Annotated in this window: 23 protein-coding genes, 2 tRNA genes and 1 pseudogene; 12 read left to right on the top strand and 14 right to left on the bottom strand. The window is 62.2% G+C overall.

Annotated features, from left to right (window positions below):
* Positions 1 to 53 precede the first annotated feature (53 nt).
* Positions 54 to 1,556, top strand: a complete 1,503-nt coding sequence (gene pyk, locus AC1DKQ_RS16780) for a pyruvate kinase (protein WP_476885787.1) — start codon at positions 54 to 56, stop codon at positions 1,554 to 1,556.
* A gap of 103 nt (positions 1,557 to 1,659) precedes the next feature.
* Here the strand turns inward: pyk and AC1DKQ_RS16775 are convergent, their stop codons facing one another.
* The gene (locus AC1DKQ_RS16775) at positions 1,660 to 2,265 is read right to left on the bottom strand and encodes an ANTAR domain-containing response regulator (protein ID WP_090581781.1); all 606 of its coding nucleotides are present in this window, start codon (positions 2,263 to 2,265) and stop codon (positions 1,660 to 1,662) included.
* 203 nt (positions 2,266 to 2,468) lie between these two features.
* On the opposite strand from AC1DKQ_RS16775, the gene AC1DKQ_RS16770 reads away from it, so the two are divergent.
* Positions 2,469 to 2,550: transfer RNA gene (locus tag AC1DKQ_RS16770), tRNA-Leu, on the top strand.
* 348 nt (positions 2,551 to 2,898) lie between these two features.
* Here AC1DKQ_RS16770 and AC1DKQ_RS16765 read toward each other — a convergent pair.
* Positions 2,899 to 3,057 carry a hypothetical protein gene (locus tag AC1DKQ_RS16765; RefSeq protein WP_476885786.1) on the bottom strand — a complete coding sequence of 53 codons (159 nt, stop codon included), beginning with the start codon at positions 3,055 to 3,057 and terminating at the stop codon, positions 2,899 to 2,901.
* Positions 3,058 to 3,575: 518 nt separating this feature from the next.
* On the opposite strand from AC1DKQ_RS16765, the gene AC1DKQ_RS16760 reads away from it, so the two are divergent.
* The 3 genes from AC1DKQ_RS16760 (at position 3,576) to AC1DKQ_RS16750 (ending at position 8,291) form a co-directional block, all read left to right on the top strand.
* The gene (locus AC1DKQ_RS16760) at positions 3,576 to 5,312 is read left to right on the top strand and encodes an SIR2 family protein (protein ID WP_476919622.1); all 1,737 of its coding nucleotides are present in this window, start codon (positions 3,576 to 3,578) and stop codon (positions 5,310 to 5,312) included.
* 230 nt (positions 5,313 to 5,542) lie between these two features.
* Entirely contained in the window at positions 5,543 to 5,884 is a 342-nt protein-coding gene (locus AC1DKQ_RS16755) for a hypothetical protein (protein WP_476885784.1), read from the top strand.
* Entirely contained in the window at positions 5,877 to 8,291 is a 2,415-nt protein-coding gene (locus tag AC1DKQ_RS16750; protein ID WP_476885783.1) for an AAA family ATPase, read from the top strand. Before AC1DKQ_RS16755 ends, AC1DKQ_RS16750 begins: the two co-directional genes overlap by 8 nt.
* A gap of 753 nt (positions 8,292 to 9,044) precedes the next feature.
* Here AC1DKQ_RS16750 and AC1DKQ_RS16745 read toward each other — a convergent pair.
* Positions 9,045 to 9,485, bottom strand: a complete 441-nt coding sequence (locus AC1DKQ_RS16745; RefSeq protein ID WP_476885782.1) for an SLATT domain-containing protein — start codon at positions 9,483 to 9,485, stop codon at positions 9,045 to 9,047.
* Positions 9,486 to 10,110: 625 nt separating this feature from the next.
* Here AC1DKQ_RS16745 and AC1DKQ_RS16740 point away from each other — a divergent pair.
* Both AC1DKQ_RS16740 and AC1DKQ_RS16735 read left to right on the top strand, forming a co-directional pair.
* Positions 10,111 to 10,317, top strand: coding sequence for a ribbon-helix-helix protein, CopG family (locus AC1DKQ_RS16740; protein WP_476885781.1), 207 nt, complete (start codon positions 10,111 to 10,113; stop codon positions 10,315 to 10,317).
* Positions 10,314 to 10,682 (top strand): type II toxin-antitoxin system death-on-curing family toxin, encoded by a 369-nt coding sequence (locus AC1DKQ_RS16735; RefSeq protein ID WP_476885780.1) that lies wholly within the window; start codon positions 10,314 to 10,316, stop codon positions 10,680 to 10,682. Before AC1DKQ_RS16740 ends, AC1DKQ_RS16735 begins: the two co-directional genes overlap by 4 nt.
* Positions 10,683 to 11,608: 926 nt before the next feature.
* Here AC1DKQ_RS16735 and AC1DKQ_RS16730 read toward each other — a convergent pair.
* Positions 11,609 to 11,782 (bottom strand): hypothetical protein, encoded by a 174-nt coding sequence (locus tag AC1DKQ_RS16730; protein ID WP_476885779.1) that lies wholly within the window; start codon positions 11,780 to 11,782, stop codon positions 11,609 to 11,611.
* Positions 11,783 to 12,224: 442 nt separating this feature from the next.
* Between AC1DKQ_RS16730 and AC1DKQ_RS16725 the strand changes: the two genes are divergently transcribed.
* Complete coding sequence (locus AC1DKQ_RS16725) at positions 12,225 to 12,407, top strand: hypothetical protein (RefSeq protein ID WP_476885778.1); 183 nt, start codon at positions 12,225 to 12,227, stop codon at positions 12,405 to 12,407.
* Here the strand turns inward: AC1DKQ_RS16725 and AC1DKQ_RS16720 are convergent.
* The 3 genes from AC1DKQ_RS16720 to AC1DKQ_RS16710 all read right to left on the bottom strand — a co-directional run bounded on the left by AC1DKQ_RS16720 (position 12,321) and on the right by AC1DKQ_RS16710 (position 13,359).
* Complete coding sequence (locus AC1DKQ_RS16720; protein ID WP_476885851.1) at positions 12,321 to 12,551, bottom strand: hypothetical protein; 231 nt, start codon at positions 12,549 to 12,551, stop codon at positions 12,321 to 12,323. The two genes, AC1DKQ_RS16725 and AC1DKQ_RS16720, sit on opposite strands and share 87 nt — an antisense overlap.
* Before the next feature lie 129 nt (positions 12,552 to 12,680).
* Positions 12,681 to 12,947 (bottom strand): GlsB/YeaQ/YmgE family stress response membrane protein, encoded by a 267-nt coding sequence (locus AC1DKQ_RS16715; RefSeq protein WP_476885777.1) that lies wholly within the window; start codon positions 12,945 to 12,947, stop codon positions 12,681 to 12,683.
* A 339-nt stretch (positions 12,948 to 13,286) separates the two neighbouring features.
* Positions 13,287 to 13,359, bottom strand: a tRNA-Lys gene (locus AC1DKQ_RS16710).
* Positions 13,360 to 13,614: 255 nt separating this feature from the next.
* On the opposite strand from AC1DKQ_RS16710, the gene AC1DKQ_RS16705 reads away from it, so the two are divergent.
* Positions 13,615 to 15,594 (top strand): APC family permease, encoded by a 1,980-nt coding sequence (locus AC1DKQ_RS16705; RefSeq protein ID WP_476885776.1) that lies wholly within the window; start codon positions 13,615 to 13,617, stop codon positions 15,592 to 15,594.
* Between the two features lie 723 nt (positions 15,595 to 16,317).
* On the opposite strand, the gene AC1DKQ_RS16700 is transcribed toward AC1DKQ_RS16705, so the two are convergent.
* Entirely contained in the window at positions 16,318 to 16,407 is a 90-nt protein-coding gene (locus AC1DKQ_RS16700; protein WP_476885775.1) for a hypothetical protein, read from the bottom strand.
* Positions 16,408 to 16,506: 99 nt separating this feature from the next.
* Here AC1DKQ_RS16700 and AC1DKQ_RS16695 point away from each other — a divergent pair, with 99 nt between their 5' ends.
* Positions 16,507 to 16,641, top strand: a complete 135-nt coding sequence (locus AC1DKQ_RS16695; protein ID WP_476919621.1) for a hypothetical protein — start codon at positions 16,507 to 16,509, stop codon at positions 16,639 to 16,641.
* Here the strand turns inward: AC1DKQ_RS16695 and AC1DKQ_RS16690 are convergent.
* The 6 genes and pseudogenes from AC1DKQ_RS16690 to AC1DKQ_RS16665 all read right to left on the bottom strand — a co-directional run.
* A pseudogene (locus tag AC1DKQ_RS16690) lies at positions 16,596 to 16,799 on the bottom strand (DUF1905 domain-containing protein); the annotation flags it as partial. The gene AC1DKQ_RS16695 and the pseudogene AC1DKQ_RS16690 overlap by 46 nt on opposite strands.
* A gap of 39 nt (positions 16,800 to 16,838) precedes the next feature.
* Positions 16,839 to 16,991 carry a hypothetical protein gene (locus AC1DKQ_RS16685; RefSeq protein WP_377986957.1) on the bottom strand — a complete coding sequence of 51 codons (153 nt, stop codon included), beginning with the start codon at positions 16,989 to 16,991 and terminating at the stop codon, positions 16,839 to 16,841.
* A 398-nt stretch (positions 16,992 to 17,389) separates the two neighbouring features.
* Positions 17,390 to 17,536: a lmo0937 family membrane protein gene (locus tag AC1DKQ_RS16680; RefSeq protein WP_476885774.1), complete on the bottom strand. Its 147-nt coding sequence runs from the start codon at positions 17,534 to 17,536 to the stop codon at positions 17,390 to 17,392.
* Positions 17,537 to 17,720: 184 nt separating this feature from the next.
* A complete protein-coding gene (locus AC1DKQ_RS16675) occupies positions 17,721 to 17,918 on the bottom strand; it encodes a hypothetical protein (RefSeq protein WP_476885773.1) in 198 nt (65 codons plus the stop codon).
* A gap of 114 nt (positions 17,919 to 18,032) precedes the next feature.
* Entirely contained in the window at positions 18,033 to 19,079 is a 1,047-nt protein-coding gene (locus AC1DKQ_RS16670; RefSeq protein WP_476885772.1) for a C2 family cysteine protease, read from the bottom strand.
* 9 nt (positions 19,080 to 19,088) lie between these two features.
* Positions 19,089 to 19,541 (bottom strand): DNA/RNA non-specific endonuclease, encoded by a 453-nt coding sequence (locus tag AC1DKQ_RS16665; protein ID WP_476885771.1) that lies wholly within the window; start codon positions 19,539 to 19,541, stop codon positions 19,089 to 19,091.
* Positions 19,542 to 20,106: 565 nt separating this feature from the next.
* On the opposite strand from AC1DKQ_RS16665, the gene AC1DKQ_RS16660 reads away from it, so the two are divergent.
* Both AC1DKQ_RS16660 and AC1DKQ_RS16655 read left to right on the top strand, forming a co-directional pair.
* Positions 20,107 to 20,403, top strand: coding sequence for an MmcQ/YjbR family DNA-binding protein (locus AC1DKQ_RS16660; RefSeq protein WP_476919620.1), 297 nt, complete (start codon positions 20,107 to 20,109; stop codon positions 20,401 to 20,403).
* A 361-nt stretch (positions 20,404 to 20,764) separates the two neighbouring features.
* A complete protein-coding gene (locus tag AC1DKQ_RS16655) occupies positions 20,765 to 21,193 on the top strand; it encodes a MarR family winged helix-turn-helix transcriptional regulator (protein WP_476919637.1) in 429 nt (142 codons plus the stop codon).
* Positions 21,194 to 21,465 lie beyond the last annotated feature (272 nt).

The raw sequence follows: 21,465 nt of genomic DNA, 5'->3' as shown, positions 1-21,465 counted from the left end.
GGATTCATTTTCACTTCAACTTAATCCATGCAACAGACCACTAGGGTAGGTATATGAGACGCGCTAAAATCGTGGCCACTTTCGGACCGGCAATCGCAAGCTTCGAGAACACGCTGGCGGTGCTGGAAGCCGGCGTCGACGTGGCCCGTATGAACATGAGCCACGGCGATTACTCCGTGCACGACACCACCTACGAGAACGTCCGCAAGGCAGCGGGACAGCTCGGCAAGGCCGTGGCCATCATGGCCGACCTGCAGGGCCCGAAGATCCGGCTGGGCCGCTTCGTCGACGGACCGCACCTCCTTGAGGTCGGTGACACGTTCACGATCACCACCGAGGACGTTCCCGGTACCAAGGACATCTGCTCCACCACGCTCAAGTCCCTCACCGAGGACGTCAACCCGGGCGATGCCCTGCTGATCGACGACGGCAAGGTCGCGCTCCGCGCGATCGACGTCGACGCCGTCAAGGTGGTCGCCCAGGTGATCGTCGGCGGCTGGGTCTCGAACAACAAGGGCATCAACCTGCCCGGCGTGGCCGTCAACGTGCCGGCGCTGAGCGAAAAGGACGAGGACGATCTTCGCTGGGCCATGCGCCGCGGCGTGGACATGGTTGCCCTGTCCTTCGTCCGCGACGCTTCGGACATCGTCCGCGTGCACGAGATCATGGACGAAGAAGGCCGCCGCGTTCCGGTGATCGCCAAGATCGAGAAGCCGCAGGCCGTGGAGCAGCTCCCCGAGATCATCGACGCCTTCGATGCCATCATGGTGGCCCGTGGCGACCTCGGTGTGGAACTTCCCCTCGAGGAAGTGCCGATCGTGCAGAAGCGCGCCATTGAACTGGCGCGCCGCTGGGCCAAGCCGGTCATCGTGGCCACCCAGGTCCTCGAGTCCATGATCGAGAACCCGCGTCCGACCCGCGCCGAGGCCTCCGACTGCGCCAACGCCGTGCTCGACGGCGCCGACGCCGTCATGCTCTCCGGCGAGACAAGCGTGGGCAAGTACCCGATCGAGACCGTCAAGGTCATGGCCCGGATCATCGAGTCCACCGAAGAGCACGGCCTCGAGCGCGTCCCCCCGCTGGGCACCAAGCCCAAGACCCGCGGCGGCGCCATCACCCGCGCCGCCGTCGAGATCGCCGACCAGCTGGAAGCGAAGTACATCTGTACCTTCACCCAGTCCGGTGACTCGGCACGCCGCCTCTCGCGCTTGCGCCCCATCAAGCCGGTCTTCGCCTTCACCCCGGTGGAGCACGTCTGGAACCAGCTCGCACTCACGTGGGGCATCCAGCCGGTGCTGGTCCCGATGGTGGGCCACACCGACGAAATGACGGCCCAGGTTGACCGCAGCCTGCTCGAGCTGGACGTCGTCGAGGACGGTGACCTGGTGGTCATCGCCGCCGGTTCGCCTCCCGGAAAGGCGGGCTCGACGAACCTGCTGAAGGTTCACAAGGTGGGCGACCTTGCCGACATCGGCGGCCAGGGCGAAGCAGCCGTGACCAAGGACAAGGTCGGCCCGTGGCCGGAAAAGAAGAAGAAGAACCGGGCCCAGGCCTAGTTCTGAACGCTTGAAAGCTTGAACGCAAAAGGGAGGATCCCCGCCGGTTGGCGGGGATCCTCCCTTTTGCTTTGTGGCTTCGGTGCTTTGGGCCGGGCCGCTACTAGTTGACCTGGTTGATGATGGTCTCGGCCACCTCGCGCATGCTGAGGCGGCGGTCCATCGAGGTCTTCTGGATCCAGCGGAAGGCTTCCGGCTCCGTCAGACCCATCTTGGTGGTGAGGAGGCTCTTGGCGCGCTCCACGAGCTTGCGGGTGGCGAACTGCTCCTGCAGGTCAGTGACCTCGCTCTCGAGGGCCTTGATTTCCTCGTGGCGGGACAGCGCGATCTCCAACGCCGGGATGAGGTCCGCCGGGGTGAACGGCTTGACCACGTACGCCATGGCGCCGGCGTCGCGGGCGCGCTCCACGAGTTCCTTCTGGCTGAAGGCCGTCAGCAGGACCACTGGGGCGATCCGGGCCTTGACGATCTTCTCAGCGGCCGAGATGCCGTCCATGACGGGCATCTTGACGTCCATCAGGACCAGGTCGGGCTTGAGCTCCTCGGCAAGCTGCACGGCCTTTTCGCCGTTGTCCGCCTCGCCGACGACGTCGTAGCCTTCGCCGCGCAGGATCTCGATGATGTCCAGGCGAATGAGTGTCTCATCCTCTGCGACTACAACGCGGCGAGCCGGCTGGGAAGTGGGGGATGACTCCGTCTGTTCTGACACGGGAACTCCTTGGAAAGGTACGGCGGGAACTACACCATCATAGGTTTCGTCCGCCGATGTACTTGGACCGGCTTGGTTCGATGCGGCGTCACTGGCGCGATTCTGGAATTCAGCCTATCTGCATGTAGAGTAATTTCGCGCACTGGAAGCAATCGCGTTGCTCACAGCACTGTGGTTGAGTGATTGTTACAGGTGTACTCCGCGCCCGAGTGGCGGAATTGGCAGACGCGCCGCACTCAAAATGCGGTATCGAAAGGTGTGTGGGTTCGAGTCCCACCTCGGGCACGTGTTTTCCCTGTTCAGGGGCTTGTGAGCCTCTGACTGTGTACAAATCTCCTTTTATGGGCCCCTGCGGGGGCTCATTTTGTGGTGGCGTTGCGGTCTGGCAGCTCCTTCACTTGGCTTGGACAGCGGTTGCTGGGTACTCCTTCATGGCCGGGAGCGCTTGGAGCTGCATGACTTGCGGCCACTAGGGGTCAAATCCTCGTGGTCATCCCTGTTAGTGGTTGGAACTCCTGGAAACTGTCGTCATGACCTCGTTGATGTTCTCGAGCACCGGACAGGGCCGGGCAAACCGATGGAGTTTCGTAGCCACCCGGTTGCGGCCGGCCCGGACAGCCGCTAGGGCTTCGTTCATCCCCGGCCGTTCCCGTTCCTTCCGGTCACGCCGTGGTCACCATTGACCAGTGCACCGGGGACGACCAGACCCGCAGGCGCCTTGCGCTGCGGTGCCAGGCCCTGTTCGTTGGTGGAGATCCGGGCGTAGCCGATGGTCTGCGCGGGCAGGTGCAACTCTCGCGATTGTCCAACTTGAGAACAAACACTGAGCGCATTAACGCGATCGTCGTGGCGGTCACCCTGTTGCGGGCCCCGAGGATGCTCCATGGCTGCCCCCGCCATGCCGACGCGGACGGGCAGGTCGGACCCACGCGGCGTTTTGCGGGTACTCGAGCGGGTTCCTTTGGGCCGACGGCCGTCACAGGAGATGGGCATTCGTCGACGCGGTTCAGACCGACCCCCGGCCGGACGGAAGCTTTGGAAGCCGCACACTTCCAAAGTGGTTGTTCTCAGTCGTCGAGAGCCGCTGGGGGGCGCATTGCCTAACGAAGTAAGCGTCAGACAGCCCAAAAAAGACGCCGCATTTCGAGACGCGTCCAGGTTGAGTCGTCGTCCGACTCCCAGGAACGTGGTGCTCGGGTCCATGTATGGCAGGATGACCTGGGAACCTTGGCGTGCGGACCGTCCGCCGGCTGCGGAGGTTGATTTGCACTTGAAGGGGGCGCAGGATGCAGGCTGAACCTGTGAGGACAGTGTCTGCTGTCCTGGAACGGTTCGGCTCGACCTTTTCAGAGTTCACCACCGCCTTCAACGCAGGCCAATACATCCTGTGGCTTGGTTCAGGCATCTCTCGCGAGAGGGTGCCGAATGTCTATGCACTCCTCGAGCGTGTTGTCGAGCACATCCGTTCGAACATCGTCGATGGCATCGCGGATTGTGCGTACCGCACCGCGCTCAACGAGATGTTGCAGCTCGCTGGCCTGAGCCACGAAGAATTGGAGAGCATCGACTTGTCGATAGCGGTCGAGGACTGGCCGCTGCGGAGCCGAATCATTTCACCGTTGGTAACTAATTACTCGAAAGTTCTCGATGTGCTCGTCGGCGATGACAACCCCGACGACTATTTGGTCTGGACGGGTCTCGACGTTCCGAACACGTATGGGTCGCCGGATCTTGAGCCCGATGTGGAGCACTACTGTATCGCGGTCCTCATGCTTGAGGGGCTGGTCGAATCGGCGGTCACCGCAAATTGGGACGGGCTCCTTGAGAAGGCTATGGATAAACTAACGCCGGCGTTCGGTTCGCTGGTTCGGGTTGCCGTGAAGCCGACTGATTTCCGCATTGTTGGGCCCCGTATCGACGTCATTAAGTTTCATGGCTGTGCGGTGCTCGCCCGAGAAGCGGAGACCGAGTACCGGGACTTGCTCATCGCACGTGAATCACAGATTTCGGGGTGGACGGAGCAGCCAGAGAACAGATTGATGCGCAAGCGCCTTGAGGCGCTGTATACGGACCGGTTGACGTTGATGGTTGGCCTGTCCGCGCAGGACGCGAATCTCCATACGGTTTTCGCAGGCGCTATCCAAGACCTCGCTCGGCCGTGGCCAGCATCGCCGCCTGCGGTTGTTCTCAGCGAAGAACACCTTGAGTCGTATCACCGGAACCTCCTTCGGCTCACGTACGGTTCGGATTACCGGGGGAATTCCGGCGCGATAGCGCAGTCCGCACTTCTGGGTGCGTACGGCAAGCCAACGTTACTGGCCTTGGTCCTAGCGTCGCTGACCGAGAAGTTGAGCTTCTTGGTTGATTATGGAGTTGGGACTGCATGGAATTCGGCCTCTGTGAAAGAGTTGCAGGCTGACCTACTTAGTCTCCGTGATTTGGCAGGGAACCTTGCTGGCCCTAAAGACCAAGAAACGCTTGATTCTTCAGTGATTTCGGAGTTCCAGCGCAAGTTTCTCGCGCGTCTCATCGACGTATTGAACCTGGCTCTGACTGTTTTTCGTACGGGCCGCATGCCAGCGGCGGGTGAAGGCCGCTATGAACCGCTGTCGGACCGTCCTGTCACCCTGGCGGTTCACAACGCGGATTTCCCTTCGGAACAGTTCGGGCGGCTCGGCGTTGCACTGGCGTTGATTGGTCGGGGACTCGCCTCGGGGCATTGGTCGGCCGTGCCGGGCGAGAGCGAGGCACCAGGGGGCGGTGTAGTTCGTCTGGTCGCTGATCAGCGGGATGCTCGGGTGTTTTTCGTGAAGGACGCCGCGACGCTGACGAAGCTTGAGTTGCACGGTTCGTTCGACGACGGCGATGGGAATGTTCTGGTCGTCGTTGCTGATGAGGAGCCTCCTGCCTTGACCCGGTCGCCGAGGTCCCGTTTCGGCCGTGACGGCAGGACCGGTGCAGGGCGGTTCAACGTCGCATCGAGCATCGCTGAGACGGCCTCAGCCGATGACCTGTATGAGGCGTTCAAGCTGGCAGGAGGGTTCTGATGACAAGTGTTCTGGAAGTCCTCGCTGTCCTGGAGCACGCCGGTTTTGAGCGTCTTCCGAGGCCGCTGACGGTTGTTGGCACAGAGTTTGACTTTGAGGCGGCAGCTCGTGGGACGCATACTTCGCATGACTTGGTTCTGGTTGCGACCGACCAGGTTCCCCGTAGGCGTTTGCAACGTCTCGTTGCGGGTCTGGCTCGTTCTCTTGACCTGGCTGCGTCGCGCCGACCTGTGAGTCTCATACTTTTGGGCGGAGTCCCCGCCGCTGACCGCTTCGAGTTGGAGCGCTACGCCCGCGTCCTTCCCATCGCGTCCACCACACCCGATGTCACCGAGATCGAGAAGGCTATTGGTGTCCTTCTGCCGCTGAAATTGCCGAACGCGGACCTGGTCCACGGAAGCGACCCGGTCAACGAAGTGTTGGCGGCGCTCGGTCCGCTGAAGACGACACGGGACCACATCGCGCTTATTCGGGTTGCTGCCGACGGACCCGATGCAGTGCGGGAAGCTCTTCGCGAATACGCGAACGAGGGGGCAGGCTGGACCGATGAAGTAGATGATGACGATGAGTGACGTCCCCATCCGTCGCCTGATGGTCTCGGACTTCCGCCGTATCGAGGGCACCCGTGAACTGCCCTTCGATGCCCCTGTCGTCCTCATCCACGGCCCGAACGGCACAGGCAAAACGAGCGTCTTGTCCGCGCTAGAGCTTGCCTTGACCGGCGGTATTCGGAGTATGGAACGACAATCTGACCGCTACCGTGCGCACCTTCCGTTCTTCGGGCAGTCATACGCGACTGTTCGAGCCGATGTCGCAGAGGACCTGCGGGCGGGACAGCCCGGTGTTCCGTTGACCGTAGGCGGCGCGCGTCTGGAAGGTACGCCCGCGTTCAACGACGCCGCCGCGAAGTTCTACGCTGAACGGTGCTATCTGGACCAGGCATCGCTCGGTCGCCTCCTCGACTTGTACCAAGCCCGCGTGGGCAACGAACAGACGGCGCTCGAGAAGTTTGTGAACGAAGTTCTCGGCCTTGAGAAACTGGATGCACTTCGGGGTGGGCTCAGCGACGCAAATGATCTCCGACTCCTGAAGAGACTCGCAGTCGGTGTCGACGAAGCCGACCGTGAAGCGAAGGCAAAAGCGACCCAGCTCAAGGAACACAGCGCTCAGCTCGCCGAGCTACGGAAGGCAGTTTCCAATACACGGGCCGCGACCCGGGACGCTATCTCTGGCTTCCACCCCGGAACAACCGACGCCATGGCCGACGGGGACCTTCTTGGCTTCGTCCGGTCGGCGCTCAACGACGAAACCGCCCGGGCGGAATCTGCGGCTGCCGTGAAACTCCACCAGGAACTCATCGGCTTGGGCGGTCGTATTTCAGCGTTGGTGGAACGCCCGACCACGCAACGAATTCAGGAGACCCGGACCTCACTTGCGGCTGCGACAGCCGACAAAGAGGCGTGGGAGGCCACGGATGGAGCGAAGGTTCGGGCATGGGAACTGGCTGCGCAGGCTGCTGGAGTCAACCTTTTCAGCGAACCCCGCATCGCTGTCGAGCACGCCACGAGTCTGGCCCTCCACGACCTGGAAAATGCCGCCGACGTTCGCGCCCGGGCGGAATCGGTTAGAACGCAGCTACAAGCCCACCGAACTGAGTTGGACGAGCTACAGGCCCGACTCGCAGATGCACAAGAGTATTCAAGTGCCCTCGTCGAGAGTCTGGCTGCACTCCGCACCGTCATCGACAACAGCAACATGTGCCCGGTCTGCGACCGTGACTTTACTGAGACTGGTCACCGCAGCCTCCCAGCGCACATCAACACAAAACTGGCCGCACTCACCACTCACGGACAGCAACTCGTCGACCTTCGGAACGAGCGCGATCGACTAGCGGCACGTGTGACGCGGGCGGAAGTCGAGTACGCTCAGCTCACGGCCCAGCTCCTACCCACCGACCAGCAGCAGGCCGTCGTAAAGCGTCACGCGACCCTGGTCGAACTCAGTACCCAAGTCGGCGGAATCGAAGATGCCAAGTCCAACGGGGCCGATCTCACCCGACGCGTGAGGGACCTTCAGCAATCACTCGACAGCATTGAAGCGGCTTTTTCAGAACAGCGCTACGTCAGCAGTGAGCTCGCCAGATACGCGGCCCTCCTGCAGGTCAACGTGTCTCCGGCGGTCGACTCGTTCCAGGCGGCATCGACCGAACTGCTCCAACAAGCCGAAGCTCAAGTCGCTCGGCTTACCGACGAAGCCAATCAATACCGGAAAGCAAACGACGAAGCAGATCGCCTCACAGTCGCCCTCGAACGTGAAACCGAAGCTGTTCAAAGCCTCGCCGGCATCGCCGAACACAAAAAGAAATGGGACGACCGTGTCGCTGAAGCAAAGCGCCGCCAAGGGATCGCAAAGGAAGTTCACGAAGCCGCAACACATGCGCGCGCCACCATCGTCAACCGTGTCTTCACCGAATCCCTGAACGAGGTATGGAAGGACGTATTCAGCAGGCTAGCCCCGGACGAGGAGTTCATTCCCAGTTTCGGCATCCCCAACGCCACCAAGAAATCGTTCGACATCAAGCTGGAGACCACCCACCGCAACGGCGAAGCCAGCGGACCGCCCCAAATGATGCTCTCAGCGGGCAACCTGAACACGGCAGCACTGTCTCTGTTCCTCGCGCTCCACCTCGCCGTCGAACCTATCGTCCCGTGTCTTGTATTCGACGACCCCGTCCAAGCTATGGACGAAGTGCACGTCGCACAGTTCGCTGGCCTCGTCCGACTCCTCTCGAAACAGAACCGGAGGCAAGTCATCATCGCCGTCCACGAACGCGAACTGTTCGATTACCTAGCCCTCGAGCTCAGCCCCGCCTACGAAGGCGACGAACTCATCACCATTGAACTGGGCGAACGCGCGACCGAGGAAGACCAAGGCATCACCCGCTACCTTTGGACGCCGGATCTCGCAATAGCCGACTAGTCCGGACCCACATGTTGCAGCGCCGGACGATGACAAGGCCTGCGCAGCACGGGCGCTGTCAAGAGGGCAGACCGGCGGCCTGGCCCAGCGATCCGACATCGCAAGGATGGCTGTGCAGGACTACACCGTTCTTTACCCCTTATCTGCGTTGCAGGACTCCTACGATTAAGCGGTCTCACACAAACTCGACGAGCGCAGTTCCTCGAGCCAGTGGCGTCCGCGGATCTGATCTCTGCCGCCGGATCAGCAATGAGCCACGATGAGTTTCTGTCCGTCGCAGATACATCCAAGTCACGACGGCGGATCAAAGAATCTGGTGGCGGGAAGAAAGGCCTCGAGAGGCTATTGAAACTTGAGGCCGACGCGATCAGCACTTCATTGGACGCGCACGGGGTCAAGGACGCCCCTGTGGTCAGGGCCACGGGCCCCTTCTTTATCTATGACACGGAATCAAGTCCCCATAAACCTTGAAGAGATACAAGCCCCTTAAGGTCAGTGGGCGGCTGCGGTACCACTCAACTGGCATACGGGTCCGCGATGCCGATGGATTGCGTAGTGGTGCATTCGGCGATGGCTTCGGAGCCACCTTAGCGGCCGAGGCCGGATTGCCTCACGCCAGCGTGTTCAAGGCATCCACGAGTGAGGGGCTTGTAGCTAGTGCCGTACACGACTCTTGGCCCTGAACGTCGAATCTATCGTCTCTTGAACGGCCAAGAATGCGTGCTCGCCGGCCTTCTATTTGGCCCGTTATGATTACTTTTTCTGGTCGTTCGTTTCAACGCTCCGTTGTTGCGGAAGGTCTCTGATGCCGGTCCAACTGTCCAAGTCTTGGCTAAGTATCTCCTCTAACCGGGTGAGTACTTTCTTGCCGACTTCGTCGGTTGCTCCTTCACTTGCTCTCAAGAATTCAGCCTCACGCCGGAGTCTTTGGAGCTCAGAGGTCACAGCGCTACGTTGTACCCACATCTCGCGATGTCTGAAGAGCGCGTCCCAACGCTCTATCACGCCTGCGGCGCCAGCCACTGCAGTACTCACAATGCCCAACCACGCCAAGTTCAACACAGCCGTGAGCGCACCTAGAACAGCAATCAAAGCTGTGAGGATCGCAGTTGAAACAACTACGTTGCGGGCGCGGCCTTTGACAACTCGGCGAGCCCGTGTGAACTCATTTTCAAAAAAAGTAAGGTAATGCATTGCGACCTCAAACGGGGAAGAATTCTCCGGAGGCTTTCCCGGGGCACGAAGCCCCGATTCTCGCGGCTTGTTTCTCGTTCTCCCCATCAAAAATTCACCTTCCGTAGCCAGCACGCACTGAGTAGCAACAGCGTATCCCGGCTTTGAGCCGCTGGAGCTCCCACGCGTCAGGGATATCCTGGCGCCGACTTTGACTGAGACGATGACCCGCCTTGAGGAAGCATCTGAGACCGCCCCGTCGCGGCGTGTCCGCCGGGGCTTTCGGTGAGTGAACGCCGACCTGTGGAACGACGAAGCATTCCCCACTTGTTCATGCGGAGGCAGGGCCGAGTGAAGGTGCGGCGGTCTGATAAGTCGTGAGTGGGTCTGGACGTATTGCCCATCTTCCGTGTGGCAGTTGCGGTGCATTCAAAACCGGAAACGTGGCTCCGAGTGAGGTAAGGGGGCAGTCTGAATGTAATTGCGCCCGGAAAGGCACCCCGGGGTGTCCGTGGGTGCCGGTCGGGGTTGGGTGCATCCGGGGCATTAACGGAGGTGTTCTCCGGCAGGGTGATCGCAGATCAGGATTCTTGCAGCGTCGCTTGGGTTCAAATGCAGGATGGTACTGGTCTGGTACCATGGAATTATGGCTATGAATCTGCGTGTTCCCGAAGACCTGGACCGGCGTTTGGACAAGCTGGCTGCCGAGGAACATACATCCAAGTCCGCGTTACTGCTCCAGGGTGCGGAGCTTGTGCTGCAGCGTCACCGACGCAGCCGTGACATTGGCGAGGGTTTGGATTTCGTCATGAGCCATGACGCGGAGCTTCTGACACGGCTTGAGGATGCGTGACCGCGTACCTCGAAATGGAGGATGCGCTGCAGGTCGTTGACCGGTACGGGTTCCGTATCCGTGACATCGGGCTCTTGGCCGCGGCTTTGGCGCGGCCGGGAACAACGGTCCTGGGAGCAGAGGCTTATCCGCAGCTGCCGATGAAGGCAGCAGCCCTGCTGGAGTCGGTGGCGCGGTTCCACGCGCTGATCGACGGTAACAAACGCACGGCGTGGACGCTGATGGTTCTGATGCTCTGGATCAATGGCTACCGGCATGACTTCAGCACGGATGCGGCATTTGATCTCGTCGTGGGGGTGGCTGCCGGTGATGTCTCGCTTGAAGTCAGCGCCGGGTTGATTGCCACGCATCTGGTCAGGCGCTAGCTAGACGCCGGGTCCGTGGGCTTTCCCGGTTGGCTGCTTCCTGACCCGTCAGGCGAGCCTGTGCCGGCCGGATCATGAGCTGACTGAAGGGAGGTGGCAGCGGCCATGAAGATCCGGGAAGCCGGCCAGGAGGCTGGACGAGCCTCTGGCTCTTTTAGCGGCGTCCGGTCGGTTCCGGAGTTTGAAATCCCGAGACTGCCTCAAGCTGAGCAAAATCTGTCAGGACAAAGAAGGACCGCATCCCTTGTGAGGGGGTGCGGTCGTTGGACTGAGAGCTTTGAAGCGGCCAAATTTGGGGTGTGTACAAAGTACACACTTTGGGCTGCGGATCGGGTCGTACTGGTGTCGGTTCGGGCCGGATTCCGTATGTTTCCGGGGGAGTCCAGTGTTTGCGGGGGAGGGAATGCAGTTCGAGTCCCACCTCGGGCACAGCATTCCCCCTCGTCAGAGGGGGTTCTTGCTTTAACGTGTGGACATTGACCCTGCCCGGGTCCCTCTGACGCTTGTCGCGGGCTGTTGCCTGGCCGCCGCGGTGGCCTATGGAGTTATGTGCGTGGCGGGGTCAGGGCCCTGGCTGGTGGGCCCTCCACCTGCTGGGATGTGGGGTCATTCGGGTCTCCTTGGTGGCTGGTTCTGGTGGACGTGGTTGGTCCTGCACCTATTCATGCCGTGGGGTTGTGGCGACGACATGACCTGCGCGAAATTCTTTCCAGATTCTTGGCCTCGACTGGCTGTTTCTTGGGGCCTGGGCAGAAGCTGGCGACCGATTGTCCGGCCAAAGGGGGTGTGCACAGTGTCCACACCCGTGTGCGTGGGATGCCGTTGCTCATCAGCGACCCTTTTCTTACCTGCTTCTGCTGACGCCAGTTCATGCAGGCGCTGCTTCTGGATGACATGACCTTCGGCTTGGTTCTTGCCTTCTTTTCTTAGGAGTCATGGCCTGTCCGAATGTACGGGCGGCGGCCTGCCCTGGATTGCGTCAATTGTGCCAGCAGCTTTCGCGGCATGGCGGTGGACGGCGGCCTTCCGCCGCCCTTGGCCTTGGCGACCTGCATGCCTTCGCGGGTGCGGGCGCGGATGACGTCGGATTCGACCAGCATGGTGTCGTCGGCACGGAAAGGGGCAAGGCTTACTCAAAGGCGGTCGTTTTCCTGGTCCCACCGCTCAGACCGTGGTCGACATAGATCCGGTCTGCGGGAACACCGATGGGCGTCGCGCGCGTTCCGCTGGGCGGTCAGGTACTGCTCCTTTGCGGTCACGCGGGCGTGGCCGTTAATGTTCACGCTCATGGGCGCAGCTGTAGCGATTGAGCTACCTAGCCGGGACAGTTTTGCGGCGGGGAGCCGGCGGAAGGTGTCGCGGTGGGGGACCGGCTTGCGGGCAGTGTGAGTGTCGCATCGTCCTATTACGGTGGTGCTATGACCCTTGCGAATGTTGGAACAGTTGGCGCCGTCTCAGGTAAGCGCGACGGGTTGGTGCGTCATTTGATTCGGCCGCAGCGATACCCTCCGGGAGATCGGCTGCCTCGCTTACGAGGTTGGCGTGAACGAGGACGACCCGGACACCGTGTTTGTAGTGGAACTGTGGGAGAGCGAGGATGGGATGCGCATCAGTCTTCCCTCGGGCCGCGCGAGTTCCCTAGCGCGGTCCCGGCGTTGCTTCCTCGCACAGTCGGACGCGGGCGCCGGGAATCCCGATGAGCGAGGCGTGTGCCCCGTCGTCTGACTCCAGATCGAGGTGGACCAGCCGGTGTCGGCGATGTTTGGCCACGACGGCGAAGCTCGAATCGGCCAGTCGCAGGACCTGCCCTTCCCGGATTTCGCGGAGCTTGTACTGGACGAGTGGCTGGGGGACTACCGGTTTGGCCATGGTGTTCAATCCCCTTCAGGAGGCGCTGTCGGTGGGGATTCGTGGCAAAGGCGTCCCATTCACGGACCCAAAGCCCTTCATGGGCGCCATTCGGGCGAGTGACGAGCCCTTTTTATTTCGGGGGACCATCTATGCCCGGCTTCGGCGGCCGGCAACGGCGCCATAGATCAGAAGCACGATAACGGCCCCGAGAATCGAAAGGAGCCAGGTGCGCAGATCAAAGAAGTCAGCGAGGCCTCCGCCGAAGATCAACGAACCTATCCAGCCTCCGAGGATTGCGCCCACGACGCCGACAACGAGTGTGATCAGCCAGCCGCCTCCCTGCCGGCCGGGAAGGATCGCCTTGGCGATAGCTCCTGCGATAAGGCCGAGAATGAGGAATGCAAGAATTCCCATTACTGTACTTCCTTTCGGTAGACCGGTCGTCGACTACGCCCGTCATGGAGATTTAATCAGCATGCTTAGTAACATTCAAGCACCGTCGCTGCAGGGCCCGGCGAATTGTCCACAACTGCCCGTCAGGCGCGCACGGGAGCACAACAGGTCAGTCTGCAGAACGCTTCCGCCAACGGTCCGCAGCCGTACGCCACATGATCGGACGGGGCCCGGCCTGCCTATACTGCCTCGGGGGCCGGCGTCGGCCTTCGATGGAGGAACGGGCCCCGGTCCCACCCGGGCGCATAGCCGGCAACTCCGGGCTGGAGGCGGGGACCATATACCGCGCTGTCACATGGGTGAACCCGGTGGGATTCGAACCCACCACCAGGGGATTAAAAGGCCCCTGCTCTTCCGGCCGAGCTACGGGTGCGGAGTGGGTGTGCGTTCCTGATCGGTCGGTGCGGAACCGGTGCTGTGGGCGCGGCCGTGCCGGCGGGGGCGGTGGCCTTGTCACGGTGCGTCAGATCCTGCGTGGCGTCCGGGCCGAGGACCGGGCGGCCGAGTCCTGGCCCGGCTGTTCTGCTGCAGCTTCCTTGTGATGATTGTTCTTAGGCGGCTGCTATGTTGCGGGGGTTGATTGTGGGATGTTGGAGCCGTGGAACGAGCAGGGACGGGGAAGAGGCAGATGAGCGGCACGGGTCGGGACGCCATTCCGGCGGAGGTCAGGAGGCCGGGGCCGGAGTCAGGGACCGGCAGCCGGTTGACGAGGTGGTTGCTGGAGGACCGGGTCCAGCCCGTCGTCGGACCCGAAGCAGCTGAGGACCACGGCCGCCCCCAGGCCTGGTGGAAGGTCATGTGCCTGACAGGGGTGGATTACTTCTCCACGCTGTCTTACCTTCCGGCGATAGCTGCCCTGGCGGCCGGGGCGTTGTCTCCGCTCGCCACGCTGCTGATTGTGGCCCTGACCCTTCTGGGTATGCTGCCGATGTATCGCAGGGTCGCCGAAGAGAGCCCGCACGGCCAGGGGTCGGTGGCGATGCTGGAACACCTCCTGCCGTTCTGGCGCGGAAAAATTTTCGTCCTGATCCTGCTCGGGTTCGTGGCCACCTCTTGGATCATCACCATCACCCTCTCCTCGGCGGATGCCACGGTGCACATGCTGGAAAACCCGTATCTGCCCGGTTTTTTGCTCGGTCAGGCCGTGCCAATCACCGTGGTGCTGCTGTTGATCCTGGGCGGTGTGTTTCTCCTCGGCTTCAGCGAGGCCGTCGTCGTCGCCATCCCTTTGGTGGCCGTGTTCCTCCTGCTGAACGCCGTCGTCATCGGTGCCGGAGTGATCACGGTGGTCAATGACCCTGCCGCCCTGGCGGCCTGGACCGGGGACCTGTCCGCACTGGGTGGCCCCGGAGCCATCCTGGGACCGGCGCTGATTGCCTTCCCGCTGCTCGTCCTCGGGCTCTCCGGCTTCGAGACCGGAGTCAGCATGATGCCGCTGGTCGCGGCCCAAGGCAAGACCGCCGAGGAACGGCTCGCCTCCCGGATCAAGAACACCCGCAAGTTACTGACGGCAGCGGCGGCCATCATGAGCGTGTACCTGCTTGGCAGCAGTTTCGTCACCACGGTGCTGATCCCCGCACAAGAGTTTGAGCCCGGAGGCCAGGCCAACGGACGCGCCCTGGCGTATCTCGCCCACGAGATGCTGGGCAGCACCTTCGGGACTGTGTATGACATCAGCAGCATCCTGATCCTCTGGTTCGCCGGGGCCTCCGCCATGGCGGGGCTGATCAACATTGTTCCGCGTTACCTTCCCTCCTACGGCATGGCCCCCGAATGGGGCCGGGCGGTCCGGCCCGTGGTGCTCGTCTACACGGCCGTCTGCATCCTGATCACCATTGCCTTCCACGCCGACGTCAACGCCCAGGCCGGCGCCTACGCCACCGGGGTCCTGGCCATGATGGTCTCCGGCTCAGTCGCCGTGACCATCTCCGCGCACCGGCGCCGACAGCGCCGGGCAACCCTGGCCTTCGCTCTGCTCTGCCTGATCCTGCTCTACGCGTTAATCGCCAACATCATCGAAAAACCCGACGGACTCACCATCTCTGCCTTCTTCATCCTCGGCATTGTGGCCATTTCCCTGGTCTCCCGCATCGCCCGCACGACCGAGCTCCGCGCCGACGTGATCCGGTTCGATGACAACGCCCGCCGCTTCATCAACGACTCCCTGGACTACGACGGCGCGCTGAACCTGATCGCCAACCGCCGCCAGGCCGGGGGCGTGCAGGAATATGCGGAGAAGGAACGGGACCAGCGCGGCCAGAACGCAGTTCCCGGGGCCGCGGACATCATCTTTCTCGAGATCGACATCATCGATCCGTCCGACTTCGGCAGCGTGCTCGACGTCAAAGGCGTCGAAGTCAACGGGTACCGGGTACTGCGGGCCGAAAGCCCGGCGGCGCCTAACGCCATCGCCGCCATCCTCCTGGCGCTCCGTGACATCACAGGGGTCATTCCGCACGCGTATTTTGAGTGGTCCGAGGGCAGCCCTGTGGCGCACCTGATGCGCTACCTCCTCCTGGGCCGCGGCGACACGGCGCCCGTGGTGCGCGAGATCCTGCGCAAGCACGAACCCGATCCGGCCCGCAGGCCACGTATCCACGTCGGCTGACCACGCCCCGCGGCAGCCACAAGCGTTGTTCAATCAGTAGAAGGGCCCCTGTTCGGGTAGCCGTCCCTCTGACATTGCCTGATCGATTGGGTGGCTGTGAGCCCGAGTCTGTCACTGACTTTGTTGCTGTCGACGATGAAGGGTTCCTTCGAACCGTGAGGGCTGGGCACGGTCACCGCAGTTTGTACTAGGTCGGAGACGCCAAAGAAGACGGAACCGAAAGAACCGAAGACAGGGAACTTGACGGTGAGTATCCCCGCCGCGCATGCGGAACCGGCCGCGGGCCGCGTACCGCGCGACCAGCTACGCCGAAAGGGATAACACGTGGAGTCTCTTCGTGGCGAAAGCCCTTGAAGCCGAGACGGCCCGCCGCCAAGGCGAACACAATGACGGTGCGATGTACCAGTCCGGGGTGAAAATCTTTCCGAGGGGCGGCGGCTCAAAGACAGCTGAAGCAGTACGGCCCGCTTAGCCCTCGCAATCGATGCATGATGCGTGAGCGCCCTGCTACCGGGCAATCTGGGAACGGTCGCCGGTCCCAAGCTCGGGGCACCACTCGAAGGCTGACTGTCACCGCTGGCAGCCCCGCTTTGGCGGTTCCGGACAGCCGCTCGAACTGGGTTGTTGTGCAGCATTCAATTCTTATTTCTTCGACGGCCGCCCCGGACCGCCTCCCCATGGGCGCCGCAGTTGGCCATGAACTACGGCCCTGGCCGGCGGGGTCTACTTCCTGCCGACCTTGAGGTCGGCCACCACCTTGGCGATTCGGCGCGAGCGGGTATCGTCCGTTTTGGCTTCTGCGATCGGCTCCACATAACGCCGTTGGCTGCTGTAGGGCAGCGTCGCATAGAAGGCCTTCGCTTCGGGTTGGGGGCGGCTTCCAAGGTGGCCGCGAGGTCTTCGGGGACGTCGATGACCCGCGGCTGCGCATCCAGTTCGACGTCGACCTCCACGGTGTCCCCGGCCGCGGCGCCGGTCAGTTCCCGGTTGGCGGCGCTGACGCCGATCATGTTCTGGCCGCCCATCACCGCGATGCTGCTGCGGTAGCTTTGGCCGTCGATGGTCACAACCACCGGCGCCCGCCTGCCGGCACCGAGTGCGTTGACGAGCTCCTGTTTGAAGCGGACAACACGGTACGGGCTACTGGAGTGCGTGGACCCGCCAGCTTGCCAACTTTGCCGGTGATTGGCGCTCCAGTTGGAGATGATGCGCGCGACGTTGGATCCGGCGAGGACCCGGTCCGACTAGGTTCCTGTGAGGCGGGCGATGACCGGGGCACCATAGGTAACCCATACGACTATCCCAGCGGCGATCAGCACCAGGAGAATGGCGACGCCCAGGAGCATCAGGGGAACATTTTGACGGTTCCAGAAGCGTCGTTCCCGTTTTGGTGACATCGTTGGCCCCTCGCTGTTCGAGGATAGTTAGCTGGCGTTGCGTGTCTGACTGACAGCCTTGTTACAGGTGCCAGTTTCTCTTGCGGCGAATGATCATGCCGCTCGTCACCGACGCTCCAATAAGTCTTATTGGCCGTTATGTTCCGGGCATCTCTGGTTTGAATAACAGTGGGCTCGGCGACTGTGTTCAGAATAGCGATCGCCTGTGAGATTGCTGTGAGACGGTTTGCGCGTCCCGGATGTGCCCTACTCAATGGTCTTTTGTTGGCAGGAGACCGGCGCGGCAACGCCCGTCGGCCATCCTGTCCCGGCGCCTTGTGTGGCTGGGCGTCATCGATGATCTTCCGGCACCTGCCGACCGTCGGACAATCCGGCGCCGGCGGGATCGTCGTTCGTATTTAGACGCGGGACCTGCCGCGGAGGAAGTGGAAGATCAGGACGACCACGGCGATTACCAGAAGCAGGTGAATGAACCCGCCGCCGATGCCTCCGAGCAGGCCGAGAAGCCAGAGGACGGCGATGACGATGGCTATCCAAAGCAACATGAGAGTCTCCCTTGTTTGTCCGCGGATGAAAAATGCTGATTCTGTGCCCTGGCCGGTCTGCGTATTTTTGTGCGCGGGCGTTCCCTGTAAGGGGGTCGCGCAGGTTCGGTCCGGGCTCCGTGCGGCCTGCAGCCGGCGCCTGCCCGTCTCCGGGTGCGGCGTAACGCTGGGCTGGTGTGGACGGTTAGACATCTGGGGATTTTTCTGTGGCCGGGGGGTGTTCTGCGGCCAGGTGGTGTGCTTCCTTGAGATGGCGTGCGAGCTTTTCTTCGGCGGCCGCTCGCCGTTGCCCGATGGTGCGCATCTGGTGTGTGGTCAGGTCCTCTCGGCGCGTCCACGGGGCGGCACGTTGTGCGGGGCCGGGTTCGATGTGTTCGCTCATGACCGCATCGTCGCACACGATTTTTCGGGGCGAAAGGCACAATTTTGCAACGGTCCGGAAGTGCCGGCGTTCCCCGCTGGATCGAGGAACCGGCCAGGGGTCAGCAGTCTGGTCCTATGGATATGTCGGTATCGCGATGTACTGGTTGATGTTCGTGGACCGGAAGGTCTCAAACGACAGCGTCTTTTGGCCTCCCTCCGGATCCGCCACCACGACGGTTTGGTTAGAGGAATTCACGTCCAGCAATGCGTAGGCGTGGTTGGATACCAGCTTGCCCTGGGAGTTGGAGGTCCCCAGCGCTACGAGGCCGTTCTTAAAGTCCTGCTGTATCTGCTCAAAGCTCACTCCCGTCATCGGGCCGCCCGGGTTGCGGTCGATGGGCACCTCGCCGGTGATGGCATAGAGGGCGTTATGGACATCGTGATCCTGAATGTCGCTGAGGTCGGTTCCCTCGATGCCCTTATAGCTGTTGCCGTTAACCGCCGCCCATCCTTTTTCGATAATCGCCGCCCATGACACGTTCTTGCCGTCGATATTTTCGATGCCATTTTGGAAAGGCTTGCCGCGGCGGTACGGAAGGTCACCGTTGACCGTCACCTTTACCGGAAAGGGCACGCCGTTGTACCTGCTGTGGAACGAAACGGTGTAGGTGCCGTCGCCGTTCTCATGAACCATGTTCAAGATGGTGTCGGGCGCTTTGGCGGCCACTGTCAGTAGCGCTGCCAGGAAATAGCAGTCTCCGGTGTCGCCCTGGGCGACGTTGGTCAGATTGCCGGAAATGTTCGGCTTACCGGCGCTGTCGAGCGCAAACAGCACCTGATTCGGGACTGCCTGGTAGGCAGTGCGCCCGGTCACCGCAGGACTGCTTACTGCGGCCTCGGCCTCCTCCGGAGGATTACTCACTGGGGGCGCTGACGCCTCCGGAGGATTGCTCGCCGGGGGGGCCGACGGTACCGGAGGCGATGTAGGGGTCGGACTCGGCGTCACGTCCGGCCGGGAAATAAAAAACGTCATTCCAAGAATTACGATCACGGCAATCAAAGAGTAGATGCCGATGGCGCGAAACTTGGCCGGCCCGGATACTGTGCGGGGGGCCTTTCCACGGCGGGCCGCGTCAGTGTCAGGAGACGCCAAGTCCGGCTGGTCGTCGATGAGTCCCATTGGCTAAGGCTACGGATCTAACCCTTGGTTAAACTTGGCCGCCTGTGGGGCTGCGTTCGTGTAGTGGAACGTGTCCGCGTTCACCTGAGCGGCTTCCGCAGGTGTGTCGCCCCATACTGCTGATGCCCTGCGGACGAGGTGGCCGCGGTCGATGTCGTTGCGTGCGTAGACCGCCTCGCCGGTCTGCTGGTCCGGGCGCAGCCGAGGATCCAGTCTCCACTGGATCCCTGACCGGTCCAGATCGATCAATTTGGTGCCGTCCATTCCGAGCGCGGTGACGGCGGCCAGGCGTTTGTCCAGCCGCATGAGGACGGAAAAGTGGGTGTAGGGGAGCAGGACCGACGCGACGCCGGCGAGGGCCGGAATGCCAACCCAGGCACCCAGAAACTGTTCATCGAACCCCGGACGCCCGGAAAGATCCTCGACGTTCAATGCGTGCCGGCCTTGCACTATTTCATCCATGGGCAGACCGTTTCAGGGCCCGGCGACAGAGGCGGGTACACGTCTCGACTACTTTCGGGGCTTCCCGGTTCCTTCTCGAAACTCGAATAGTGTCCGGGGCCGGCGGCGGACTGGGCTAGACAGCCGAGCCTGGAGGGCGACCGCCGCCGGCCCGATCATTGTCCCAGTGCGACCTTGGAAAAAACGGGAGCGAATCTTCGACTACGGTGCGACAACTCCATTGCCGCACTTGTCTAAACGTCCGGACCCGGTAGATCCGGCTGCCTTCTGCGCGTTGGCCAGGGCGGGCGTGCCTGAAGCGGGGTCGCTTACAGACAGCGTTCAGGGACAAGCCGAGGTGCGAGGTGCTGCCACGAAAGGACTCGGGATCGCCCATCAACTGCGCACGCTCAGGGGCCGGGCGCCGGAAAGGGAGATTCTGCACGGTTGGTGTTTAGTTGATTTTTCCTTCATAGGTGATGGCGAAGGCATCCAGACCCGGCTTCCATCGACTTTCCCGGTTCCAAGGGTCTGAGATTGCCCGGTCAGAGCTCCGGTGCCACAGTCACCATAGCCACTGAGGAAGATGTCCGGCGGATCTGCCGTGGACTGCACGAGGGTTAGCGAGAGGCCCAGCTGGGGCCAGCCGGCGTGGTTCGAAAAGACCCTGATGGCACGCATCTGGGAAGACGGCGTCCTCACCGTGAAAACCGAGGAACGGGAAGCACTTGCAGGGACCGGTTCAGGCACCTACTTCTGGACGCCCCACCACGAACGGTCCCCGAAACTGGTGCTGGTCCGCTTGGAAAGGATCGATGTCGAGGAACTGGATGAGCTGCTGCAGGAGTCCTATCGCTTGGCTGGCGGCGGAGCTGGCAGGTAAGCGCCGGGTCTTCCCGTCAGGTTCTCCTGACAGTCAGCGTCAGGGACCTGACGCTGACGAACTTGGATCGTGCACGCCCCGCTGTCGTGGACTCCCCGCCTGATAAAGCAGCCGGCCATTTAGTGCTGCGGACACGACGCCATTTAGCGCTGCGGTTTGATCTGCAGCTCACTGCACTCGATGCCGCCGGCGCTGCGAGGATCTTTGCCGACCCTGGCGTCAGTGGTCCGCGACGGAACGCCCTCAACTCTCCAAGGCCCTGGAACGGCTGGAGATCGGTGACGTGCTCGCGGTATGGAAGCTGGATCGCCTGGGACGGAACACCCGGAACGTGCGGGACGTGACGCAAAGGAGCTCAAGTATGGCCGCCGCCGACGGAGGGGAGCCGCTTCCGTGGCCCACCTACCGGATCCTCGGCGTCGCAGCCCGACTTGAGGAACTGAGGATCAACCGGCGACTGGCGCACCTGCACCTGACTCAGGGCTCGCTCGAGGCGCTGGAATCCGTCGCCGACCTCGAACCCGCTAAAATCTCCGACCTGGCGGTCCTAATGTCGGTCAGCAAACAAAGCCTCGGCAAGGTTCTGCGCAGGCTTGAAAGCCTGGGCCTCCTGAGCAAAGAACGCGGCAGCGACGCCCGAAGCACCAGCATCACGCTCACGCCGCGCGGCCGCACAGTCCTGGCCACCGCGGAAGATTTGCTGGCCGCCATGGCCCAGCCCGGTGCCGGTGAAGAGGCGGCCCTACGGCGTAGTCTCCAACAGCACCTCAACGACCTCAGGAAGAACTAGGCAACTCAGATGTCACGGGAGGATGGCCCGGCATTGCATTCTTCTCCGGCGAGCCCGTCGGAGGCCGGCTTCAGGTGGCGGGACCGGGGTGGTTGTTCCCGATTCTGTTATCTCAACCGATATGGACTTCCTGGACTGCCAGGCAATCTGACATGCAGGTTAAGTCAGCATGATGACCAGCGCGGCGTTGTGGGAGCCGAATCCAAATGAACGGGGATTGCCCATGAGCGTCCGTCACGGCCGCCGTGCGGGGTGCCGTTGAAATGCGTCTC

This window comes from Arthrobacter sp. 05L421 (assembly GCF_056397785.1).
The sequence above is the reverse complement of the archived record's forward strand: the minus strand, read 5'-3'. Positions and strand labels throughout refer to the sequence as shown.

What these genes read in the sequence shown, in the direction of transcription:
- pyk (WP_476885787.1), top strand. Translation starts at nt 54, where the DNA reads ATGAGACGCGCTAAAATCGTGGCCACTTTCGGACCGGCAATCGCAAGC.
- AC1DKQ_RS16750 (WP_476885783.1), top strand. Translation starts at nt 5,877, where the DNA reads ATGAGTGACGTCCCCATCCGTCGCCTGATGGTCTCGGACTTCCGCCGT.
- AC1DKQ_RS16745 (WP_476885782.1), bottom strand. Translation starts at nt 9,485, where the DNA reads ATGCATTACCTTACTTTTTTTGAAAATGAGTTCACACGGGCTCGCCGA.
- AC1DKQ_RS16740 (WP_476885781.1), top strand. Translation starts at nt 10,111, where the DNA reads ATGGCTATGAATCTGCGTGTTCCCGAAGACCTGGACCGGCGTTTGGAC.
- AC1DKQ_RS16730 (WP_476885779.1), bottom strand. Translation starts at nt 11,782, where the DNA reads ATGCTGGTCGAATCCGACGTCATCCGCGCCCGCACCCGCGAAGGCATG.
- AC1DKQ_RS16720 (WP_476885851.1), bottom strand. Translation starts at nt 12,551, where the DNA reads ATGGCCAAACCGGTAGTCCCCCAGCCACTCGTCCAGTACAAGCTCCGC.
- AC1DKQ_RS16715 (WP_476885777.1), bottom strand. Translation starts at nt 12,947, where the DNA reads ATGGGAATTCTTGCATTCCTCATTCTCGGCCTTATCGCAGGAGCTATC.
- AC1DKQ_RS16705 (WP_476885776.1), top strand. Translation starts at nt 13,615, where the DNA reads ATGAGCGGCACGGGTCGGGACGCCATTCCGGCGGAGGTCAGGAGGCCG.
- AC1DKQ_RS16695 (WP_476919621.1), top strand. Translation starts at nt 16,507, where the DNA reads ATGACCCGCGGCTGCGCATCCAGTTCGACGTCGACCTCCACGGTGTCC.
- AC1DKQ_RS16685 (WP_377986957.1), bottom strand. Translation starts at nt 16,991, where the DNA reads ATGTCACCAAAACGGGAACGACGCTTCTGGAACCGTCAAAATGTTCCC.
- AC1DKQ_RS16680 (WP_476885774.1), bottom strand. Translation starts at nt 17,536, where the DNA reads ATGTTGCTTTGGATAGCCATCGTCATCGCCGTCCTCTGGCTTCTCGGC.
- AC1DKQ_RS16675 (WP_476885773.1), bottom strand. Translation starts at nt 17,918, where the DNA reads ATGAGCGAACACATCGAACCCGGCCCCGCACAACGTGCCGCCCCGTGG.
- AC1DKQ_RS16670 (WP_476885772.1), bottom strand. Translation starts at nt 19,079, where the DNA reads ATGGGACTCATCGACGACCAGCCGGACTTGGCGTCTCCTGACACTGAC.
- AC1DKQ_RS16665 (WP_476885771.1), bottom strand. Translation starts at nt 19,541, where the DNA reads ATGGATGAAATAGTGCAAGGCCGGCACGCATTGAACGTCGAGGATCTT.
- AC1DKQ_RS16660 (WP_476919620.1), top strand. Translation starts at nt 20,107, where the DNA reads ATGTCCGGCGGATCTGCCGTGGACTGCACGAGGGTTAGCGAGAGGCCC.
- AC1DKQ_RS16655 (WP_476919637.1), top strand. Translation starts at nt 20,765, where the DNA reads ATGGCCGCCGCCGACGGAGGGGAGCCGCTTCCGTGGCCCACCTACCGG.